Source organism: Mesorhizobium sp. f-mel, assembly GCF_053850215.1.
Genome location: NZ_JBSPTO010000009.1, coordinates 81,287 through 100,252, shown reverse-complemented (window position 1 = coordinate 100,252; position 18,966 = coordinate 81,287). Strand labels below are relative to the sequence as shown.

The window sequence follows — 18,966 nt, the reverse complement described above, 5'->3', positions numbered from 1 at the left end:
CAGCCTCTTATGGTCGACTGCGCGCACTGTGCGGATTCGCTTGCGCGCGGTCAAGCGGTTGTAGAGACGATGGTTTCTTAGTTTGAAATCGCCTTCAGCCAATGCAGGCGCGCGGATACCTCTGCCGCCTTACGCCGCCAGCCATTCCAGCGTCCAGTGCGCCGGTTTTCCGACGACAAGCAATTTGTGCAAGGCCGGCAGCAGCGTGCGCAGCTCGCGCTCCAGCGTGAACGGCGGGTTGACCACCACCATGCCGCTGCCGTCGAGGCTGGGCTCGGCCGATGGCGGCCTGATCTCGAAGCCGATGTCGAGCAGCTTCGGGACGCCTGACTGCACCAGCGCTTTCCGGAAGGCGATGACCGCCTTGCGGTCCTTGACCGGATACCACAGCGCATAGATGCCGCCCGGCCAGCGCTTGTGGGCTTTCCGCAGCCCGTCGACGAGGCGGTCGAACTCGCCCTCCTCCTCAAACGGCGGATCGACCAGCACGAGACCGCGCTTTTCCTTCGGCGGCAGATGCGCGCCGAGCGCCAGCCAGCCATCGAGCTCGATCACCCGGGTCTGGAAATCGCCGGCGAATAGCGCTCTCAGCTTCGCGGCATCCTGGCGATGCAACTCGATCGCCGACAGCCGGTCCTGCTTGCGCATGAGATGACGCGCGATCAGCGGCGAGCCCGGATATTTTTTCAGGCCGCCTTCAGAATTGAGCGAACGGACGGCTTCCAGATAAGGCGCCAGAAGTGCTGCCACCGGCGCGTCGAGCGCAGCATCGAAAAGCCGGCTGATGCCGCCTTGCCATTCGCCGGTCTTTTGCGCTTCAGTCGATGACAGGTCGTAGCGGCCGATGCCGGCATGGGTCTCGATGACGCGAAACGCCTTGTCCTTCTGCTTCAGATATTCGACGAGCCGGCTCAGCACGACATGCTTGACGACATCGGCGAAGTTTCCGGCGTGATAGGCGTGGCGGTAGTTCATACGATACTCAATTCGACGGTCCGCCCCTGCCCCAGCGCGGCGGTGGCGGCTGCGAATTCGGATTTTGCGGCCGGCCGCCGCCACCGAAACGAAACGCCAGCACCAGCCCGATCAGGCCGACTGCCATCAACGAGAAGCCGACCGGCTGCGCCCGTTGATCGACCTCGCCAACGCCGGAGCGCAGCACTAGGTCCACCGCCCGCATCTCGATGCCCTCGGCGTCGCCTGGGCCGACGGTGAAGATGTAGGGGCCGGGGCTGACCGTCGGGATCAGGCCTGCCTCGTCGCGAAAGATCTTGTCCGGCAGTTGCGGGCTGACCTGGCGCGGATTTTCCGAATGGTTGAATTGCAGCGTCGAGGCGAGCACCGTCCTGCCGCCGGTGGCGGCGGTCAGCGTCAGCACGGTGCGCTGTTGCGAGACGACGAGGCGTTCGGCCCTCGCGGTGAGGTCGACCAGCACCCGCACCGGCGCGTCGCGAGCGGCGAGCGGTACCGTCACCGGCTTGAACCGGCCCTGCTCGTAGACCCGCCAGGTGCCGATCTCATGGCCGGAGAAATTGCTCATCGCCCAGGGATAGACGACGCCGATGCCGGTGCCGGCGAGCAGGATCAGAAAAAACAGAAAGCGCATGCGCTCGACTACCTTGCCCGGATATTAGCACTAGCGCCGCCGCGGGCGCGTTCCATTTCGTCCAAGAGCAGTCGAGGCCGAGCTCGGACGTCGTATCGAATTCGGCGGTGCCAAGATAGACAATAACATGGGACCTAAAAGTGGGAACCGGTTTTGGGAGAATCCGAATGATCTGAGCGATCGATAAGGAGGATCAGCCCTTCCCCTTCTGGAGGCTCGATTCCAATGCGCGCTTTCCCGTCTCATCAAACAAATGCAGATGTTGCGACGGGAACGCCACCGTCACCGTTGGGCCGGCCGTCAGCGCCGCCCGGTCGAGCGTGAAGACGTTGAATGGCAGGCCGTGCAGGCCGAGATGCAGGATGATGCCGAAGCCGGTCGGCTCGATCAGGTCGACCGTCGCCCTCAGGCTGCTCTCCGAGGCCGGCGACATCTCGACATGCTCCGGCCGGATGCCGAGCGTCACCGCCGCGCCTTCCTCCAGTTGATAACCAGACGAAAGCCCAATCAGCGTTCCGTCAGGCAATCGTGCGCCGGCCGTGCCTGCGCCGACCTCATAGCGTGCCGACAGAAAATTCATGGCCGGCGATCCGATGAAGCCGGCCACGAACAGGTTGGCAGGGCGGTCGTAAAGCTCCAGCGGGCTGCCGACCTGCTGCACCACGCCCTCATGCATGGCGACGATCCGGTCGGCCAGTGTCATCGCCTCGATCTGGTCGTGGGTGACATAGATCGAGGTCGCGCCGAGATCGCGGTGCAGCTTCTTGATCTCTGCCCGCATCTGCTCACGCAGGCGCGCGTCGAGATTGGACAGCGGCTCGTCGAACAGGAATGCTTTGGGTTGGCGCACGATCGCGCGGCCCATCGCGACGCGCTGGCGCTGACCGCCCGACAGTGCCTTCGGCCGCCGCGCAAGCAGCGGCTGCAGCTCAAGCTTCCGGGCGGCATTGCTGACAGCGGCTGTGATCTTCTCGTGGGCGGCCTTCCGGATCCGCAAGCCATAGCTCATGTTCTCGGCGACGTTCATGTGTGGGTAGAGCGCGTAGGATTGGAACACCATGGCGATGTCGCGGTCCTTGGGCGCCCGCTCATTGACGCGCATGCCGTCGATCCGGATCTCACCTTCGGTCACCTCCTCGAGCCCGGCGATCATCCGCAGCAGCGTGCTCTTGCCGCAGCCCGACGGGCCCACCAGCACCACGAACTCGCCGTTCTTTATCGCCAGATCGACGCCGTGCAGCACGGAGACGATGCCGAAATTCTTGCGGACGTTGCGAATGTCGATCGATGCCATGAAACCTCACTCAGCCCTTGACCGCGCCGGCCGTCAGGCCCTGTACCAGATAGCGCTGGATGAACAGGAAGAAGAGGCAGGCCGGGATCAGTGCCAGCACGCCGGCCGCCATCATCTGCCCGAAATCGACCGAAAACTTCGACACGAAGGTGAGCAGACCGACCGGAAACGTGGCGGCGCTGTTGCCCGAAATCAGCATCAGCGCGAACAGCAGTTCGCTCCATGCGGCGGTGAACACAAAACCCAGCGTCGCCGCAATGCCCGGCAGCGTCAGCGGCAGGACGATCTGGCGAAATGCCATGAACTGCGTAGCGCCATCGATCTTGGCCGCCTCCTCCAGCTCCTTGGGAATGCCGTCGAAGAACGACTGCATCAGGAACGTCGCGAAAGGGATGTTGAAGGCGGTGTAGACGACGACAAGCCCGGTCAGGCTGTTGGTCAGCCCGAGCGGCGAGAGCATCTTGAAGATCGGCGCGACCAGCATCACCAATGGAAACATCTGGGTGAGCAGCATCAGCGCGACCAGCCAGTATTTGCCGCGGAAGGTGAAGCGCGACAACGCATAGCCAGAGAGAGACGCGAGCAGCGTCACGATCACGGCCGTTGCGCCGGCAACGATCATGCTGTTCCTGAAGAAGACCGGGAATGCGCTGTGGGCGAGCACGAAGCGGAAATGTTCAAAGCTCATCCGCGACGGCCACATCCGCACGCCCTCCGAATAGAGCAGGTCGTTCGGCGTCACCGATACTTTCAACAGCCAGAACAGCGGGAACAGCGCAAAGACCACGTAGCAGAGGATCGCCAGGCGGTGCAGCGCGGTGCCAAAAATCGAATACCTGTTCATCTGGTCATCGCCCGATCCATCAAGCCCGATCCATCAGGACTTGCCGAAGCATGACGATCAGCATCGAATAGGCGAGCAGCAGAATGAGCAGCACCAGCGCAATGGCCGAGGCATAGCCGAAATCAAGGGCCCTGAAGGCCTGCGTGAAGATGTAGCTCGCGACAATTTGCGTGCGGTCGGCTGGGCCGCCGCTGGTCATGACGATGATCAGGTCGGCGAAGTTCGCGATCCAGACGGTGCGCAACAGCACGGTGATCGCAATGGTCGGCGCAAGGAATGGCAACGTTATCGACGTGAACCGCCTGACCGCACCGGCGCCGTCGATCGCCGCCGCCTCGTAGAGGTCGCGCGGGATGGCCTGGAGCGCCGCCAGCAGCGTGATGGCGAAGAAGGGAATGCCCCACCAGACGTTGGCGATGATCGGTCCCCACATGGCGAGCTGCGGATTGGAAAGGATGTTGGCCGGCTCACTCATCAGGCCGAACGCATAAAGCCAATGCGGCAGCGGGCCGATGACGGGGTTGAACAGCCACGCCCAGTTGAGCCCGGTGAGGAAGGTCGGCACCGCCCAGGGCAGGAACACCAGCGCCTGCGCGATGGCGCGGCCGGCAAACGGCCGGTCGAGCAACAGCGCCAGGACCAGGCCGAACACGAATTGCAGGAAGACGGATGCGCCGGTCCACCACAGCGTGTTGCGCAGCGCCCGATAGAAATTTTCGTCGTCATAGAGGGTGCGAAAATGATCGAGCCCGACATAGCCGCCAGAGAACGGGTTGAGCAAGTGCACGTCGCGGAAGGCGTAGGATAGGCCCAGCACCAGCGGCGCCAGCATGATGGTGACGATCAGAATCAGCGCCGGGGCGGTGTAAAGATACGGCTCGGCATGGCGCGTGATCCGGTCGACCAGCGACCGGCGGCGCGATTCCGTGAACCCGGCGGTGGCGTCAAAAACCATCAGCTAACGCTTTCGTTCCAATTGGCCATCCTTCCAATCGACCATGGACGAGATCTACCGGAGCCGCCCACGATGGGCGGCTCCGATGCTCTCGGTCCGCCGTTTATTTCTTGGCCAGGTGTTTCTGCTGCGCCTTGGTCAGATAGTCGGCCCACTGGTTGGCCATTTCCTCGGGTGTGATATCGCCGAGCAGGGCCTGTTGACTGGTCTTGATGACCATCGAGTCCTTGAAGAAGGCGAACTCCTCGAGATAGGTCGGCATGACCGTCGGCACTGCATCCTTGTCCTCAAGTTCGGCGAACCAGCCCTTGAACTGCTCGCTTGAGTAAAAGGGATCCTTTTCGGCCGACTTGTGGACCGGCAGCGCTCCAGTGCGCTTGTTCCACTCGACGTTGCCCTCGGGCCCTTCGAGCGTTTCGATCAGCTTCCAGGACAGGTCCTTGTTCTGGCTGGCCGCCATCATCGACCAACCGGCATAGCCGATGGTCGGGAACGTCTTGCCGCCAGGCCCCTTCGGCATGGTCGTGACGCCGTAGTCTTCCGGCTTCATCCGCTCGGCTATCGCGATCAGTGCGTCCGGATCCTGATCAAGCATTGCGCAAGTCCCGGTGTAGAATCCGGCGACGATTTCGTTAAAACCCCAGTTGACGCTGTCCTTCGGTGCCAATCCCTTCTTGTAGAGATCGACGACCCAGGTCAGTCCCTTGATCCAGCCCTCGCTGTTCATCGTCGAGGTGCCGTCGTCGTTGAAGAATTTGTTGGACCCGGCCATCGTTGCGCCGAACATAATCCAGCCGTTGAGGCCGCCCGGCCCGCCGCGCAGGCAGTAGCCATATTTGCCCGGAAGCTTGGAAACTTTCTCCGACGCCGCCACGAACTCGTCCATCGTCTTGGGCGGCTCGGCGACACCAGCCTCCTGGAACAGCTTCTTGTTGTAGAACATCGCCCGGAGATAGAAGCCGTAGGGCAGCATGTAGGCGGTGTTGTTCACGTCGCGGCCGAGTTCAAGCGCGCGATCGGTGAGGCCCGAGGTGTGCTCCCATTTGGCAAGATAGGGTTCGAGGCTTTCGAGAAGGCCGTTGTTGGCATAGAGCGAGAGCCAGGTGTCCGGCATCTCCATGACGTCGGGGATTTCGCCGGCGGACACCATGGTCGCGAATTTCTGGAACGCCTCGCCCCAGGGCAGCGAGATGATTTCGACCTTCGTGCCCGGGTTGGCAGCCTCGAATTTGGAGACGATCGATTTCAGGGTTTCGGTGCGCTCGGGGCTGGTGATCACCTCCACGAGCTTCAGCGTCGTGTCGGCGAGTGCAGCACCCGACATCAGTACGGTGGCGAATGCGGCGATAAGAAGCTTCTTCATTTTCCGTTCCCTTCTTTTCTGGTTGCTTCAGGTCTTTTCTTCGGACGCGGCGTCGATCGCCGTTTCCAGGTCACTCCACAGCGCCTCGGTTCCCTCAAGGCCGACATGGAGACGCACGGACCGCGGATGGACGCCGAACGCCATCGCGGAATTGGGTTGGGCCTTCTGCTGCAGCACGACCTCGCCGGGCACAATGAGGCTTTCGTGGCCGCCCCAGGACACGCCCAGCTTGAACAGCTTGAGGCGGTCGGCAAACGTGCGGATATCGATGCCGTCGCGGAAGACAAATGAGAACAGGCCCGACGTGCCGGTGAGCCCCGCAGGAAGCTGGTTGGCCAACCCCGGATGACAGACCTTCTCCACGATCGGATGATCCTGCAGGCGCCGTGCGATTTCGAGGCCGGAGGCCTGATGCGCGCGCATCCGGATCGGCAGCGTGCGCAAGCCGCGGATCAAGAGCCAGGCGTCGAATGGCGACAGCTTGCCGCCGAGATATGGATAGGCTTCGCCGCGGATGCGGCCGATCAAATCCTTCGAGCCCGCGACCACCCCGGCCACGACATCGCTGTGGCCACCCAGATACTTGGATGCGGAGTGGACCACAACGTCCACACCGAGCGACAGCGGCCGCTGGAAGACCGGGCTGGCCCAGCTGTTGTCGATGATGGTCGGGATGCCGCTGGACTTTGCCAGCGCAGCGAGCGCACCGATGTCATGCGTTTCCATGACCCAGCTGGTGGGGCTTTCCATATAGAACAGCTTGGCGCCAGGCAGGGCGCTCGCGACAGCCGCCTCGTCGCGCCCGTCGACATAGGTCACCTCGATGCGCATGCGCGCGAGCAGCGTCCCGAACAGCCGGAACGCGTCCGGGTAGATATGCCTGACCGCGACAATGCGGTCGCCCGGTTCGACGAAGCTCAGCACTGCCGATGAGATGGCGGACATGCCGCTCGCAAAACCGATGGCGTCCTCAGCGCCCTCCAGTTTTGCCAGCATTTCCTCGAACATGCGCACGGTCGGGTTCAGCCCGCGCGTGTAGGTCGGCCGCACTTTTTCGCCGCGGTATGTCTCGAGCATCTCGTCATAGTTCGGGAAGGTGAAGAGCGAGGTCTGCACGATCGGCGGAACGACGGCATCGAAGGCGTTGCCCTCGTCATGGGCGGCGATCAGCGACGCCTGGTCGAAAAAATCGGCACCGTTCATTTCGACATTTCCTCGATATCCTCTTCCACGATCTCGAGGATCTTCAGCGTTTTTCCGCGCGCCAGCTCCGCGTTCCTGGCGACGATGGCGTCGAACAGCTCGCGGTGATACGGGAACGATCGCCGCGCGAAATCCTGCCGGTCGAAAGGATGGTCCCAGAAGCGCTCGAACGCTTCGCGCATCTGCCCCAGGAGTTGGCGGAAAAGCGGGTTGTGCGTGGCGTCATAGACGGCCAGGTGAAAGGCCAAGTCTTCCGGACCCGACGTGCCGGTGGCGAGATGGACGCGCTCCATCTCGATGAGTTTTTCCTCGATCGTCCGCAGATCGTCGACTGTCCGCCGCCGCGCCGCGACCATGCTTGCCTCGGCCTCGATGCCGCGGCGTACCTCGAGGGTGTGCAAGAGGCCATCGCGCAGCTCTGCCGTATCGAGCGACAGCGGCAAATGGATCGTGCCGGCGGATATCGGCTTCAGCAGATAGGTGCCGCTGCCTTTGCGGGTCTCGGTGACGCCGAGCGCTTCGAAACGCCCCATCGCCTCGCGTATCGTCGAGCGCCCGACGGAAAGCGCGGCCATCAATTCGCGTTCGGTCGGAAGCCGGTCACCGCTCTTCAGCGCAGCGCGCTCGACATAGTCGGCTAGCGCTTCCATAACCTGCTTGCCGCGGTCCAACGGCGGGAGCGTGGCGATTGCCACACGCGTGGCAGGTGCCCCGGGCAGTTCGCCGCGCGCTCGCATGGTGCCTACGCCCAAAATTGGTCTGACATCTTAGCAGAATTGCGCGCGGCCGATCTTTCGTCAAGTGCCCGGGCAGTGTCTCAGCTTGCATTTCGGCTCACGACCCACTGTGGAACCTTAAACCTTGACGCAAAGGCTTCTTCTGCGACGTCGCAAAAAATCAGGTGCAAAACTGTCGTTCTAATCGGGATTTTGCGACAGTCGCTTTGAGTCCCAAAGCTACCGTTCAGCCTCATCTTGGAGAGAGGCCATCGAGCAGAAAGCCGAGGCCTTTCCGGAAAGCGCCGTCCCAATCGTTGTCCAACAGCAGACGAGAGCGTTCGATTGTCAGGTAGCGTTCGCTGAGACGTGTAAGGCGCTGCTGTGCGGCGACCCTGTCGTCGTCCGAGAGGTCGAAGCTCGCCCGGGTGATGGTGGCGCCCATCACATAGTTCCAGAGTGACCATATCGCGACGTTCAGATCTGCGTCCGCTACACCGGCTCTGGACAAGGTCTTGCTTAGCAGTTCTAGGCGGCTGAGCATGTTCGGCCCGAGCGCCCGGCGCGGCAACAGCGACGCCGACCAAGGATGGCGCAGCATGCTGGCGCGCCAGTCTTCAAGCATATGAACGACTTCTCCGCGCCAGTCTTGAGACTCACCCATTTGTGGCGGTCCGCGATGTTCGAGCACCGAGTCGAGCGCCAGATCAAAGACACCCTCTTTGTTATCGACGTGCCAATATAGGCTCATCACGCCCGAGCTGAGGCGATCGGCCAGCCGACGCATGGTCAATCCGTCGACTCCCTGGGCGTCCAGCAGTTCTACCGCGGTCGCCACGATGCGTTCCCGAGAGAGCGGCGGTTCACTGCGCGCCTGCATTGGCTGGAGCCACTCACTTGTCGGTTGAGACCGTTTGCTCCGGGCGCCGGTACGTTTGGCTGCCATCCGCTCTTCCTCGCTGTTGAGAACGTCGATTTTGACCGGCAACGCAAGGAATGTCGATCTTGGACGATTGACTCGTACGATGTACCATACGATGACTCGTACGTCGCACGAGTCATCGTATGAGCGATACGGTTAAAGTTCAATCATACCGGCCGCGAGGGTACGTTGCTCGCAGTCCGCAAAGCCAAAGAAAATCATGTCACACGAAATCAAGCATCTGCTTACCGGAGGGCTAATCATCATGACCATGGGAGTTCCCACCGCGACGACAGCGAATGAGAACGATCTCAAGCTGACCATCGTCAATCCACAAAACCTCTATGACCCGTCGCCGAACGGCTACAGCACGGCGGTGATCACGCCCCGGGAAGCCCGGGTGGCCTACATCTCCGGACAGGGCGGCCAAGACAGTACGGGAGCCTTGTCGCCCGACTTCGCTGTCCAGGTCGAGCAGGCCTACGCAAACTTGCGTACCGCCCTCGATGCGCTCGGTGCCGGGCCGGATCAGGTCGCAAAGCTCACGGTCTTCGTGGTCGATCACGATATGTCCAAGCTTGAGGTGTTGACCAAGAACATCAAGAAAATGTTCGGCGAGGCACTGCCGGCGCAGACCCTGATTCCCGTGCCCAAGCTTGCAATTGACCCCATGCTCTTCGAGGTGGAAGCCGTCGTCATTCTGGAGTAGTGGTCCGATCGCCTTTCGCAAATATCCTAAGCTTCGCGATAGTTTCACCCTGTCCATCCAGTCAATGGTTTGCCTGTCGCAAATGTCCTCGCAAAAGTGGTGTTTCGCGACCGATTTTGCGACAGCCGCAAAGGGTGCTCGCCACCCGAATGCGACGGTCATGCAGTTGTGCGGATCGAGGAGCCGAATGTGATGGTCTTGGACGGTGTACGTGCCTTGGTGTTCGACGTATTCGGCACTGTCGTCGATTGGCGCAGCGGCGTGGCGCGCGAAGCTGAACCGTTCCTGAAGCGGTATGGAGCCGGAACGGCCGTTCCTACCGCTTTCGCGGATGCGTGGCGCCGCCGTTACTCGCCAGCGATGGAGGAGGTGCGCAGCGGCCGGCGGCCCTTTACACGTCTCGACGTGCTGCATCGGGAAAATCTGGAAGCTGTTTTGCCGGAATTCGGGATCGACCCGGCTTCGGTGCCAGCCTCCGAATTGGACGAACTGAACCTGGCATGGCACCGATTGGAGCCATGGCCGGACGCGGTGGCCGGCCTCACGCGGCTGAAGGCCCGCTATACCATCGCGCCGCTCTCGAACGGTAACATCGTCCTCATGCTCAACATGGCGAAGCGTAGTCGTATCCCCTGGGATGCGATCCTCGGCGCCGAACTCGTGCAAGCGTACAAGCCGATGCCGGAAGCTTATCTTCGCACCGCTGACGTGCTGGCAATGAAGCCGGATGAGATCTGTCTTGTGGCCGCCCACAATGGCGACCTTGCAGCGGCTCGGGCATGCGGACTACGAACAGCCTTTGTCCCGCGTCCGACCGAGCACGGGTTAGCGCAGACCACGGACTTGCACCCAGATCAGGCCTGGGACCTGGTGGCCAGCGACTTCATTGACTTGGCTGAACGGCTTCAGTTGTAGCGCCTCTCAACGATCAGCAAACCACCCCCTTCAGGGTTCTTCCACATTCGGTCCGATGCTCTCTCGGAGTCGTGACCCAATTGCGCAGCGATCTGATCCCCAGGTCGAGGATAGCCAAGACGGCAGCTTTACGCCTTGCGTTCCCAGCGCCGGTCTGAAGTCTGCTGCCAGTAGGTGACCACGTGGCCGGCTTCCTTCATCGTCTTCCAGTGCGTGCGCGCCGCCTCGACCTGGGCCGCATCGTGGCCGTCGAACAGGAACACGGCGCGCTCATAACCGGTAAGCTCCGGCGGCACGGCGCCGTCGACCAGGAAGCGGATCTGCGCTTCGTTCGGATTGTCCTGGCCGGTTGTCAAAAGGATCGGCTGCTCGGCCAGATGGGATTCGCGGTCGGTCGCATGCGCCAGGAACGAATCGTCCCTGAAAATCCAAAGATGCTGGTCCAGCGCGTCGCGCCGCTCCTCGGTGCCGGTCTGCACCACGGCGCGCCAACCGCGATCGACGCTGCGCTCGAGCAGGCCGGGCAGCGCATCCTCCAGCGTCGATTCGGTCAGGTGATAGAAAAGGACGTCGGCCATGATCGCGCCTTGAAAGGCCTCACCCCTCGTAGTTGTCGCGCACCAGCCGGTCGAGCAGCCTAACGCCGAAGCCGGAGGCCCATGACTGGTTGATCTCGCTGGAGGGCGCGCCGATTGCGGTGCCGGCGATGTCGAGATGCGCCCAGGGCGTATCCTTGACGAAGCGCTGCAGGAACTGCGCCGCGATGATGGCGCCGCCATAGCGGCCGCCGATATTCTTCATGTCCGCATTTTTCGAGTCGATCAGCTTGTCATATTCGGTGCCGAGCGGCATCCGCCACACTCGTTCCTGCGTCGCCTGCCCGGCGCTCGTCAGCCTGTTCGCCAGTTCATCATTGTTGGAGAACAGGCCGGCATAGTGCTGGCCCAGCGCGACCATGATGGCGCCGGTCAGCGTCGCCAGATTGACCATGAATTTCGGCTGGAAGCGATCTTTGCAGTACCACAGCGCATCGGCCAGAACGAGGCGGCCTTCGGCGTCGGTATTGAGCACCTCGATGGTCTGGCCCGACATCGAGGTGACGATATCGCCGGGGCGCTGCGCATGGCCGTCGACGGCATTTTCCACCAGCCCGACGATGCCGACGACATTGGCCTTGGCCTTGCGGGCGGCCAGCGCGTGCATCAGCCCGGTGACCGCGGCAGCGCCGCCCATATCGCCCTTCATGTCCTCCATTCCAGAGGCCGTCTTTATCGAATTGCCGCCGGTGTCAAAGGTGACGCCTTTGCCGATGAAAGCAATCGGACTGTCCTTGGCCTTGCCGCCGTTCCATCGCATGATGGCCAGGCGCGCGCCACGCGGCGAGCCTTGCGCGACGCCGAGCAGCGCGCCCATGCCGAGCTTCTTCATCTCCTTCTCGACCAGGATCTCGACCGTGACGCCGAGCGCTTCCAGTTCGTTGACGCGGGCGGCGAATTCCACCGGCCCGAGTATATTGGCCGGTTCGTTGACCAGATCGCGCGCCAGGAGCACCCCGTCGATCACCGCCACCTCGTCGGCGAAGGCCTTTTTCGCCGCCCCCGGATCGGTGGTGTGGATGGTCACCTTGACCGGCTTTTTGGGCTCGGCCTTGTTGCCGTCGCGCTGGCCGTCGCCATTGTCCTTTTTCGTCTTGTACTTGTCGAAAGCATAGCTGCGCAGAAGAATGCCCGCGGCAAGCTGTGCCGCTTGCCTGCCGCCGACGTCAGCACCGGGCAGGTCGAGCACGACGGCCACCTCCGTCGCCTTGCGAAAGGATGTAGTGATCGTGCCGCCAAGCTTGAGCCAGGCATGATCGTCGAGCCCCGAGACCTTGCCGGCGCCGACCGCCACCAGCCGGTCGAGCGATGTACCCTCGGGCGCCAGCACTTCGACCAGGCCGGCGAATTTGCCGGAAAAGTCGACCACCGGGAACGCCCGCTCCAGGGTCTTTGCCGGATCGCAAGCCTTTGCCGCGTCGCCGAGACCGCCATCGTTGGCCGCCAGCACGAAGACACTGCCCTTTTTAGGCGCTGCGAATTTGGCGAAGGCGATCGAAGGTCTCGAAGTCATCATGTCCTGCTTTCGGGAACGGCGTTGGGTTTTTGGGAGAGTGCCTTGATGAATGGCTGTTTCCGACCGGAAGCACCACCCCAATTTTCAATCATCGCCCCTGCCTGACGATCTGCTGCGTGATTGCGTTGGCCTGAATTCGGGCATTGGCGAAGCAACCGCGAATGCTTGGCCGCATGCCGGTAAACCACAGGCCGGGCAATTTCGGGTCGGCCTCGCCGCCGTTGAATAGCGGAACCCCCTTGCCATCCGAGGACGCCGAGCTTGCCGACCATGCGTTGGAGCCCGGTGCAGTAGCCGGTCGCCGCGATGACGATCTCGGGAGCGATCCGGTTGCCGTTGTCGAGGAAAACGCCGTCGTGGGTAAATTCCCTTACCTGCGGCAGTACCACAATCTTGCCGGCCTTGATGGCGCGGACGGCCCGTCGTCGGTGGCGATCGCGGTATAGTCGGCAGTCAGGCGGCTTGCACCTCCCGAGGAGGCGGGCGGCAGGCCAAACTTCGTCAAGTCGCCGAAAACCAGGCGCTGCGTTGCCGTCATCACCGCATCGGCGAGCCAAAGCGGCAATCGCGCCAAGTACGGCGAAAGGCCTGTGGACGGCGATCTTGTCGATGCGTTTCGGCAATAGCGAGGGGCCGTTGCGGGCCGACAGCCAGATAGAGGCGGCGTTCGCCCCTGCCAGATGGTTGAGCACGTCGAAGCCCGAATTGCCGGCGCCGACAACCCGCACCTTTTTTTTGGAATAATCCTCGGCTTTGCCAAAATCCGCCGAATGCATGATGCGGCCGGCAAAGTCGTTGGCCCCCTTCCACTGCGGAATGAACGGCTGCCGGTCGCGCCCGGTGGCAATGACGACTTGACGCGCCAGCCGCGGCCCGGCACTGGTCTTAACGGTCCAGTAATCGCCGTTGAACGCGATCTCCTCGACGGCCACGCCAAGCCGGACCGGCAGACCATGCGCCTGGCTGAACTGGTTCAGATGGCGGACGACGGCGTTTTTGTGGGGAAAAGCGGGTGTGCCTGCGGGATAGTCGACGCCAGGCAGTGTCGAGAGATCGCGATGCGAGTTGAGATGCAACCGTTGGTGCCGCCGATACCAGGGTTCGGCAAGCCGGCTTTCCTTTTCCAGAACAAGTGTCGGTACGCCGGCCTTTATCAGCGCATGGGCGGCCAGCCCCGGTGCGCCGGCGCCGATCACGATCGCACCGTGAAAAATCTGGCCGGTTTGGCTGCGCAATTCTGTTACTTCTGCTTCCATGCCTGTACCTGTCGCAGCCACGGCGGCCATAACCGTGATCGGCGCGACATTTGGTCGTTTTCCGGCATTTGGCAAGACTTTGCCGGAATCCGATCCCATATGGCGGATGGAATCGATTGCGATTCGTCGCGGCACGGCCCCGCTTTCCTGCCGCAACGTGTTGTTAACCATTGATGTTCGCCCTTTCTTATCCATTGCCGCCGACACTCCGGCCCACCGGAAATATCGATGTGGGACGGAACCAGATCGAACCGCCAACGGACCGGTTGTACAGGCGTCGCCGGGCGACTACCTTGTCTGGAGGCATGATGCCGTTCGGCAAAATCGAGAAAAGCCTTCATGAAGGTCGTTGAACGCTACATCATGCGTCGTGCGTTGGCGGTCTTCCTGGCAGCGCTCATCTGGACGCTGGCGATCGTGTGGACGACGCAGGTGCTCGCCCGCATCGACCTCGTCACCGACAGCGGGCAGTCGGCGCTGACCTTCTTCGAGTTCGCTGCGCTGATCATTCCGTCGATCGTCCCGATCGTCGTGCCTTTCGCCCTGGTGGTCGCGGTCGCTCAGACACTGAGCGCGATGAATTCCGATTCTGAGCTTGCCGTCTTGAACGCAGCGGGCGCTTCGCGCTGGACCATCGTCAGGCCGATCATGTTCCTGGCGCTGGCGGCCAGCGTCTTTTCGTTCGCCGTGGACAACGGCGTCGATCCCTATGCACGACAGAAAAACCGCGAGCTGGTGGCGTCGTCGCGCGCCGATCTGTTGTCGCTGATCATCCAGGAAGGCACCTTCCGCAAGATCGACGACGGACTGTTCCTGCAGATCGGCGAGCGGCTTCCGGACAACCGCCTCGGCGGCATCTTCGTCGCCGATTCGCGCGAAGAAGGCGCCAACCTCATCTACTATGCCAAGACCGGCGCCATCATCGAAAACGGCGACGAGAAAGTGCTGATGATGAATGACGGCGTCATCCATCGCGAAACGCTGGCCGGCGATCTTTCGGTCATCCGGTTCACCTCCTATGCCTTCGACCTGTCCGCCTTCATGTCGGCCTCATCGGACGTATTGCTTTTGCCGAAGGACCGGACGACCCAGTACCTGCTCAATCCTAGTCCGAACGACAAGGTGTTCCAGAAAAAGCCGAACAGGTACCTAGCCGAACTCAACCAGCGTTTTTCCGAATGGTCCTATTCACTCGTCTTCGCACTGATCGCGCTTGCGGTCGCGGGAGACGCGCGCTCCCATCGCGAGGCGCGCATTCATCCGCTGATCACATCGATCGCGATTGCGTTTTTCGTGCGCTGGCTCGGTTTCTTTGCCGCCGGCAATGCCGACAACGTTCCGCAATACGCCTATATGGTCTACGGCGTTCCTATCGTGGCGTCCGCGGTCGCGACATGGTTCATCGTCTCCAACCGGACCATGGAACTGCCGGTCGCCTGGGCCGACTGGATGACGAATTTCGCTGGCCGCTTCAGTGACGGCTGGAGCGCCATGAAGCTCCGCTTCGCCAGGCGCGGCGCTTCTGGCCAACGGGCCGGCTAATGGGCTGGATACGCTAATGGGCTGGACTCTGGGTAGATACTTCTTCTTCCGCTACGTGACGATCACCATCTGGTTCTTCATCGGCCTGCTGGCGCTTGTGTTCCTGATCGACTTCACCGAACTTTCCGGCCGCACGAACGGCTTGCCGGGCTTCACCTACGGCACGGCGTTCGCCATTTCAGGGTTGCGGACTCCGATGATCATGCTGCAGACGGTGCCGTTCGTCGGCCTGTTCTCGGCGATGGCGACACTGGTCTCGCTCAATCGCAGGTATGAACTGGTCATCGCGCGTTCCGCCGGCGTGTCCGCCTGGCAATTCCTGCTGCCGTGCTGCATCGGGGCACTGCTGTTCGGGGTGTTGTCGGTCGGCGTCATCAATCCGATCGCCGCGCATGCGTTTTCCTGGTCCGAAAAAATCGAAACCCAGCTCCGCTCCGGCAAGTCGAACACCGTCTCGGCCGACGCCGAGCCCTGGATCCGGCAGAAGACCAGTTCCGGCGATACCATCATCGGCGCGCGCGCCATTCTCAATCAGGGCCTGGAGATGGCCGATGCCGTCTTCTTCGTCCTCAACCCGCAAGGCGACATCGTCGAACGCAAGGACGCGGCGCACGCCTTTTTGCGGGATGGCTACTGGGAACTGCAGGACGTCAAGGTTTTCCGGGACGGCAATATCCAATCGGTTGCAAGCGACCGGGTGCCGACCAATCTCAAGCCCGAATTCGTGCAAGAGCGGCTGGCGCGCCCGGAAACTATCCCTTTCTACGATCTGCCCGGCAAGATCGAGGTTGCCCGCTCCTTCGGCCTCAAGGCAAATGCCTTTGCCATGCAGTTCGATTCGCTGGTGGCGCTGCCGTTCCTTCTCGTCGCCATGACGCTGATCGCCGCAACGGTGTCGATGAGATTTGCGAGGATGGGACAATCCGCGACGATGATTCTGGGTGGCGTCCTGGCCGGGTTTCTGCTTTATGTCGTGACAGTGCTGGTCAAGGCATTCGGCGTGGCGGGATTCGTACCCACAGTCGTGGCTGCATGGGTTCCGGTTGTCGTGGCTATGTTCTTCGGGGTGACTTTCTTGCTGTACAAGGAAGACGGCTAGTGAGGGGGGCGGTTTTGCGCATCCATAGGCAGGCCGGTTCGGCGCGCCTCTATGGGGCGAGCGCCTTAGCATGCCTGCTCGCTTGTGTCGTCCCGAGTATTCCGGCTTTTGCCCAGGATATCAGCGACATGGCAGCCGACGTCCCCGCCGGCTCGCAAATGCTGCTGGCGGCAGATACGCTGGTCTATGACAACGACAACCAGACAGTGACGGCCGTCGGCGGCGTGCAGATCGATTATGGCGGCAACCGCCTCGTCGCCCAGCGGGTCGAATACAATCGCAACACCAAGCGGCTCGTCGCCAGCGGCAATGTCGAGGTCGTCAACAGCGACGGCACCAAGATCTATTCGCAGCACGTCGACATCACCGACGATTTCGCCGACGGCTTCGTCAATGCGCTGCGTGTCGAAACCGTCGACAAGGCCTATTTCGCCGCCGAAAGCGCGGAACGCATGGGGGGCGTGCTGACGACGTTCCACAACGGCGTCTACACGGCCTGTGAGCCGTGCGAGGACAAACCCGACAAAGCGCCGACCTGGCGCATCAAGGCCAGAAAAATCATCTGGAACGGCGAGAAGAAGACGGTTCGCTTCGAGAATTCGAATTTCGAGTTCTTCGGCTTTCCGCTCGCCTATCTGCCGGCTTTCGAGATTGCCGACCCGACCGTCAAGCGCAAGAGCGGCTTCCTGATCCCTGGCATCGCCTACAAGAGCGATCTCGGCGTCGGCGTCAAAGTCCCCTATTATTTCGCTCTCTCCCCAACCTACGATCTCACCGTCACCGGCAGCGGCTACACCAAGCAGGGCTTTCTCGGCGAAGCCGAGTGGCGTCAGCGCTTCAACAACGGCCAGTACAGCCTGAAGATCGCCGGCATCCGGCAAGTAGATCCCGACGAGTTCATCGACAGCGACGGGCACAATGTCGATTCGGGAGCGGCCGGCGACCCGAACAAATTCCGCGGCATGATGGGCACCAAGGGCCAGTTCGCCATCAATCCGCGCTGGGACTTCGGCTGGGATGTCCTGCTGCAGACCGACAAGAACTTCTCGCGCACCTACGCCATCGAAGACTTCAACGACAGCGTGCATCACTCCTCGATCTACCTGACCGGCCTCAACGGCCGCAACTATTTCGACGTGCGCGCCATGCGCTTCGAGGTCCAGGAAGAGACGCTCTCTGACGATCCGACCGCGCGCGCCGGCAAGCAGCCCTGGGTGCTGCCCTCGCTCGACTACGCCTACATCCCAGACATGGCGCTGGGCGGCGGGCAGTTGTCGTTCAATGTCAACGCGCAGGCCATCAGCCGCGACAGGCTGGACAGGGTCCTTGCCGATCCGAACAACGCTGCGTCCGTGACCAGTGTACGCGGCATCAAGGGCCAGTCGGGCCGTCTCACCGCCGAAGCGGAATGGAAGCGCACCTTCACCACCGATGGCGGGCTGCTGCTGACGCCGCTGCTGGCGCTGCGCGGCGACGCCGGCTATGTCAATGCCTCTTCGGGATCGCTCAATGCCATCAATCAGATGGCGTCTAACCTCGGCGTCGACGACGATATGCGATCGTCGCTCGCCCGCTTCATGGCGACCGCCGGGCTGGAAATGCGTTGGCCGGTGCTGTTCTCGTCGGCCAGTTCCAGCCACATCTTCGAGCCGATGGCGCAGGTGTTCGTGCGTCCGAACGAGCAGTATGTCGGCGGCCTCGCTGTTCCCAACGAGGACGCGCAGAGCTTCGTCTTTGATGCCACAACATTGTTCGAGCGCGACAAGTTCTCCGGTTACGACCGCTTGGAAGGCGGCACGCGCGCCAATGTCGGGCTGCGCTATTCCGGCGCCTATGACAATGGCTGGAGCACCAACGCGCTGTTCGGCCAATCCTACCAGCTTGACGGCCAGAACTCCTTCGCCGCGCCGGACCTGGTCAACGTCGGCGCCGATTCGGGCCTTGAGACCGCGACCTCCGATTATGTCGGTCTCGTCGGCTTCAACAGCCCCAGCGGGCTTTCCGGCTCGGTCAGCGGCCGTTTCGACGAGCAAAGCTTCGAGGTTCGCCGCGCCGAGGTGAAGGCAGCCTATTCCGGCCTGCCGATTTCGTTCAGCGCCAAATACGCCTTCATCCAGGCGCAGCCGCTCTATGGCTTCACGACCGATCGTCACGAGGTCACGCTCGGTGCCTCGACGCAACTTGCAGAGAACTGGCGTGTCTTCGGTACCGGCACCTACGATCTGGAGCAAAGTGTCCTGGTCAAGGACGGGGTCGGCTTTGCCTATAGCGATTCATGTTTCACCTACTTGATGACATTCTCGGAATCCCGCGATCTGAGCACCAAGGAAGTGTCGCAGAACATCGGTTTCAACCTGTCGTTCCGCACGCTCGGCGATTTCGGTTCGACACAAAGCTCCTTCAACACTGTCCAGTAGCAGCCGACTGACC

General features: G+C 62.0%; 17 protein-coding genes and 1 pseudogene. 6 read left to right on the top strand and 12 right to left on the bottom strand.

Annotated elements, in window-relative coordinates:
- Positions 1-129 precede the first annotated feature (129 nt).
- The 9 genes from ACWUKX_RS14190 to ACWUKX_RS14150 all read right to left on the bottom strand — a co-directional run bounded on the left by ACWUKX_RS14190 (position 130) and on the right by ACWUKX_RS14150 (position 8,927).
- Complete coding sequence (locus tag ACWUKX_RS14190; RefSeq protein ID WP_456007454.1) at positions 130-975, bottom strand: 23S rRNA (adenine(2030)-N(6))-methyltransferase RlmJ; 846 nt, start codon at positions 973-975, stop codon at positions 130-132.
- Positions 976-982: 7 nt separating this feature from the next.
- The gene (locus ACWUKX_RS14185) at positions 983-1,606 is read right to left on the bottom strand and encodes a hypothetical protein (protein ID WP_456007452.1); all 624 of its coding nucleotides are present in this window, start codon (positions 1,604-1,606) and stop codon (positions 983-985) included.
- A gap of 193 nt (positions 1,607-1,799) precedes the next feature.
- On the bottom strand, positions 1,800-2,900 hold the full coding sequence (locus tag ACWUKX_RS14180) for an ABC transporter ATP-binding protein (protein WP_029354358.1): 1,101 nt from the start codon (positions 2,898-2,900) through the stop codon (positions 1,800-1,802).
- A gap of 10 nt (positions 2,901-2,910) precedes the next feature.
- On the bottom strand, positions 2,911-3,744 hold the full coding sequence (locus ACWUKX_RS14175) for a carbohydrate ABC transporter permease (RefSeq protein ID WP_095483211.1): 834 nt from the start codon (positions 3,742-3,744) through the stop codon (positions 2,911-2,913).
- 19 nt (positions 3,745-3,763) lie between these two features.
- Positions 3,764-4,699, bottom strand: coding sequence for a carbohydrate ABC transporter permease (locus ACWUKX_RS14170; protein WP_455837271.1), 936 nt, complete (start codon positions 4,697-4,699; stop codon positions 3,764-3,766).
- 103 nt (positions 4,700-4,802) lie between these two features.
- Positions 4,803-6,062: an ABC transporter substrate-binding protein gene (locus ACWUKX_RS14165; protein WP_029354364.1), complete on the bottom strand. Its 1,260-nt coding sequence runs from the start codon at positions 6,060-6,062 to the stop codon at positions 4,803-4,805.
- 27 nt (positions 6,063-6,089) lie between these two features.
- Positions 6,090-7,265, bottom strand: a complete 1,176-nt coding sequence (locus tag ACWUKX_RS14160) for a PLP-dependent transferase (RefSeq protein ID WP_455837273.1) — start codon at positions 7,263-7,265, stop codon at positions 6,090-6,092.
- On the bottom strand, positions 7,262-8,002 hold the full coding sequence (locus tag ACWUKX_RS14155) for a FadR/GntR family transcriptional regulator (protein ID WP_095519601.1): 741 nt from the start codon (positions 8,000-8,002) through the stop codon (positions 7,262-7,264). Before ACWUKX_RS14155 ends, ACWUKX_RS14160 begins: the two co-directional genes overlap by 4 nt.
- 232 nt (positions 8,003-8,234) lie before the next feature.
- The gene (locus ACWUKX_RS14150) at positions 8,235-8,927 is read right to left on the bottom strand and encodes a TetR/AcrR family transcriptional regulator (protein ID WP_456007448.1); all 693 of its coding nucleotides are present in this window, start codon (positions 8,925-8,927) and stop codon (positions 8,235-8,237) included.
- A gap of 196 nt (positions 8,928-9,123) precedes the next feature.
- On the opposite strand from ACWUKX_RS14150, the gene ACWUKX_RS14145 reads away from it, so the two are divergent.
- Both ACWUKX_RS14145 and ACWUKX_RS14140 read left to right on the top strand, forming a co-directional pair.
- Entirely contained in the window at positions 9,124-9,612 is a 489-nt protein-coding gene (locus tag ACWUKX_RS14145; protein ID WP_456007446.1) for a RidA family protein, read from the top strand.
- Between the two features lie 192 nt (positions 9,613-9,804).
- Positions 9,805-10,527 (top strand): haloacid dehalogenase type II, encoded by a 723-nt coding sequence (locus ACWUKX_RS14140; protein WP_456007444.1) that lies wholly within the window; start codon positions 9,805-9,807, stop codon positions 10,525-10,527.
- Positions 10,528-10,655: 128 nt separating this feature from the next.
- On the opposite strand, the gene ACWUKX_RS14135 is transcribed toward ACWUKX_RS14140, so the two are convergent.
- The 3 genes and pseudogenes from ACWUKX_RS14135 to ACWUKX_RS14125 form a co-directional block, all read right to left on the bottom strand.
- Complete coding sequence (locus ACWUKX_RS14135; protein ID WP_065008935.1) at positions 10,656-11,105, bottom strand: DNA polymerase III subunit chi; 450 nt, start codon at positions 11,103-11,105, stop codon at positions 10,656-10,658.
- Positions 11,106-11,124: 19 nt separating this feature from the next.
- Complete coding sequence (locus ACWUKX_RS14130) at positions 11,125-12,636, bottom strand: leucyl aminopeptidase (protein ID WP_456007442.1); 1,512 nt, start codon at positions 12,634-12,636, stop codon at positions 11,125-11,127.
- Positions 12,637-12,727: 91 nt separating this feature from the next.
- Positions 12,728-13,895, bottom strand: a pseudogene (locus ACWUKX_RS14125) (flavin-containing monooxygenase).
- Between the two features lie 34 nt (positions 13,896-13,929).
- Here ACWUKX_RS14125 and ACWUKX_RS14120 point away from each other — a divergent pair.
- The 4 genes from ACWUKX_RS14120 (at position 13,930) to ACWUKX_RS14105 (ending at position 18,953) form a co-directional block, all read left to right on the top strand.
- Complete coding sequence (locus ACWUKX_RS14120) at positions 13,930-14,238, top strand: hypothetical protein (protein ID WP_456007440.1); 309 nt, start codon at positions 13,930-13,932, stop codon at positions 14,236-14,238.
- Positions 14,235-15,437, top strand: coding sequence for an LPS export ABC transporter permease LptF (gene lptF, locus ACWUKX_RS14115; RefSeq protein WP_456007438.1), 1,203 nt, complete (start codon positions 14,235-14,237; stop codon positions 15,435-15,437). The genes ACWUKX_RS14120 and lptF overlap by 4 nt, the downstream gene beginning before the upstream one ends.
- A 16-nt stretch (positions 15,438-15,453) precedes the next feature.
- Entirely contained in the window at positions 15,454-16,536 is a 1,083-nt protein-coding gene (gene lptG, locus ACWUKX_RS14110; protein ID WP_029354377.1) for an LPS export ABC transporter permease LptG, read from the top strand.
- 128 nt (positions 16,537-16,664) lie between these two features.
- On the top strand, positions 16,665-18,953 hold the full coding sequence (locus ACWUKX_RS14105) for an LPS-assembly protein LptD (RefSeq protein WP_456007436.1): 2,289 nt from the start codon (positions 16,665-16,667) through the stop codon (positions 18,951-18,953).
- Positions 18,954-18,966: the final 13 nt, after the last annotated feature.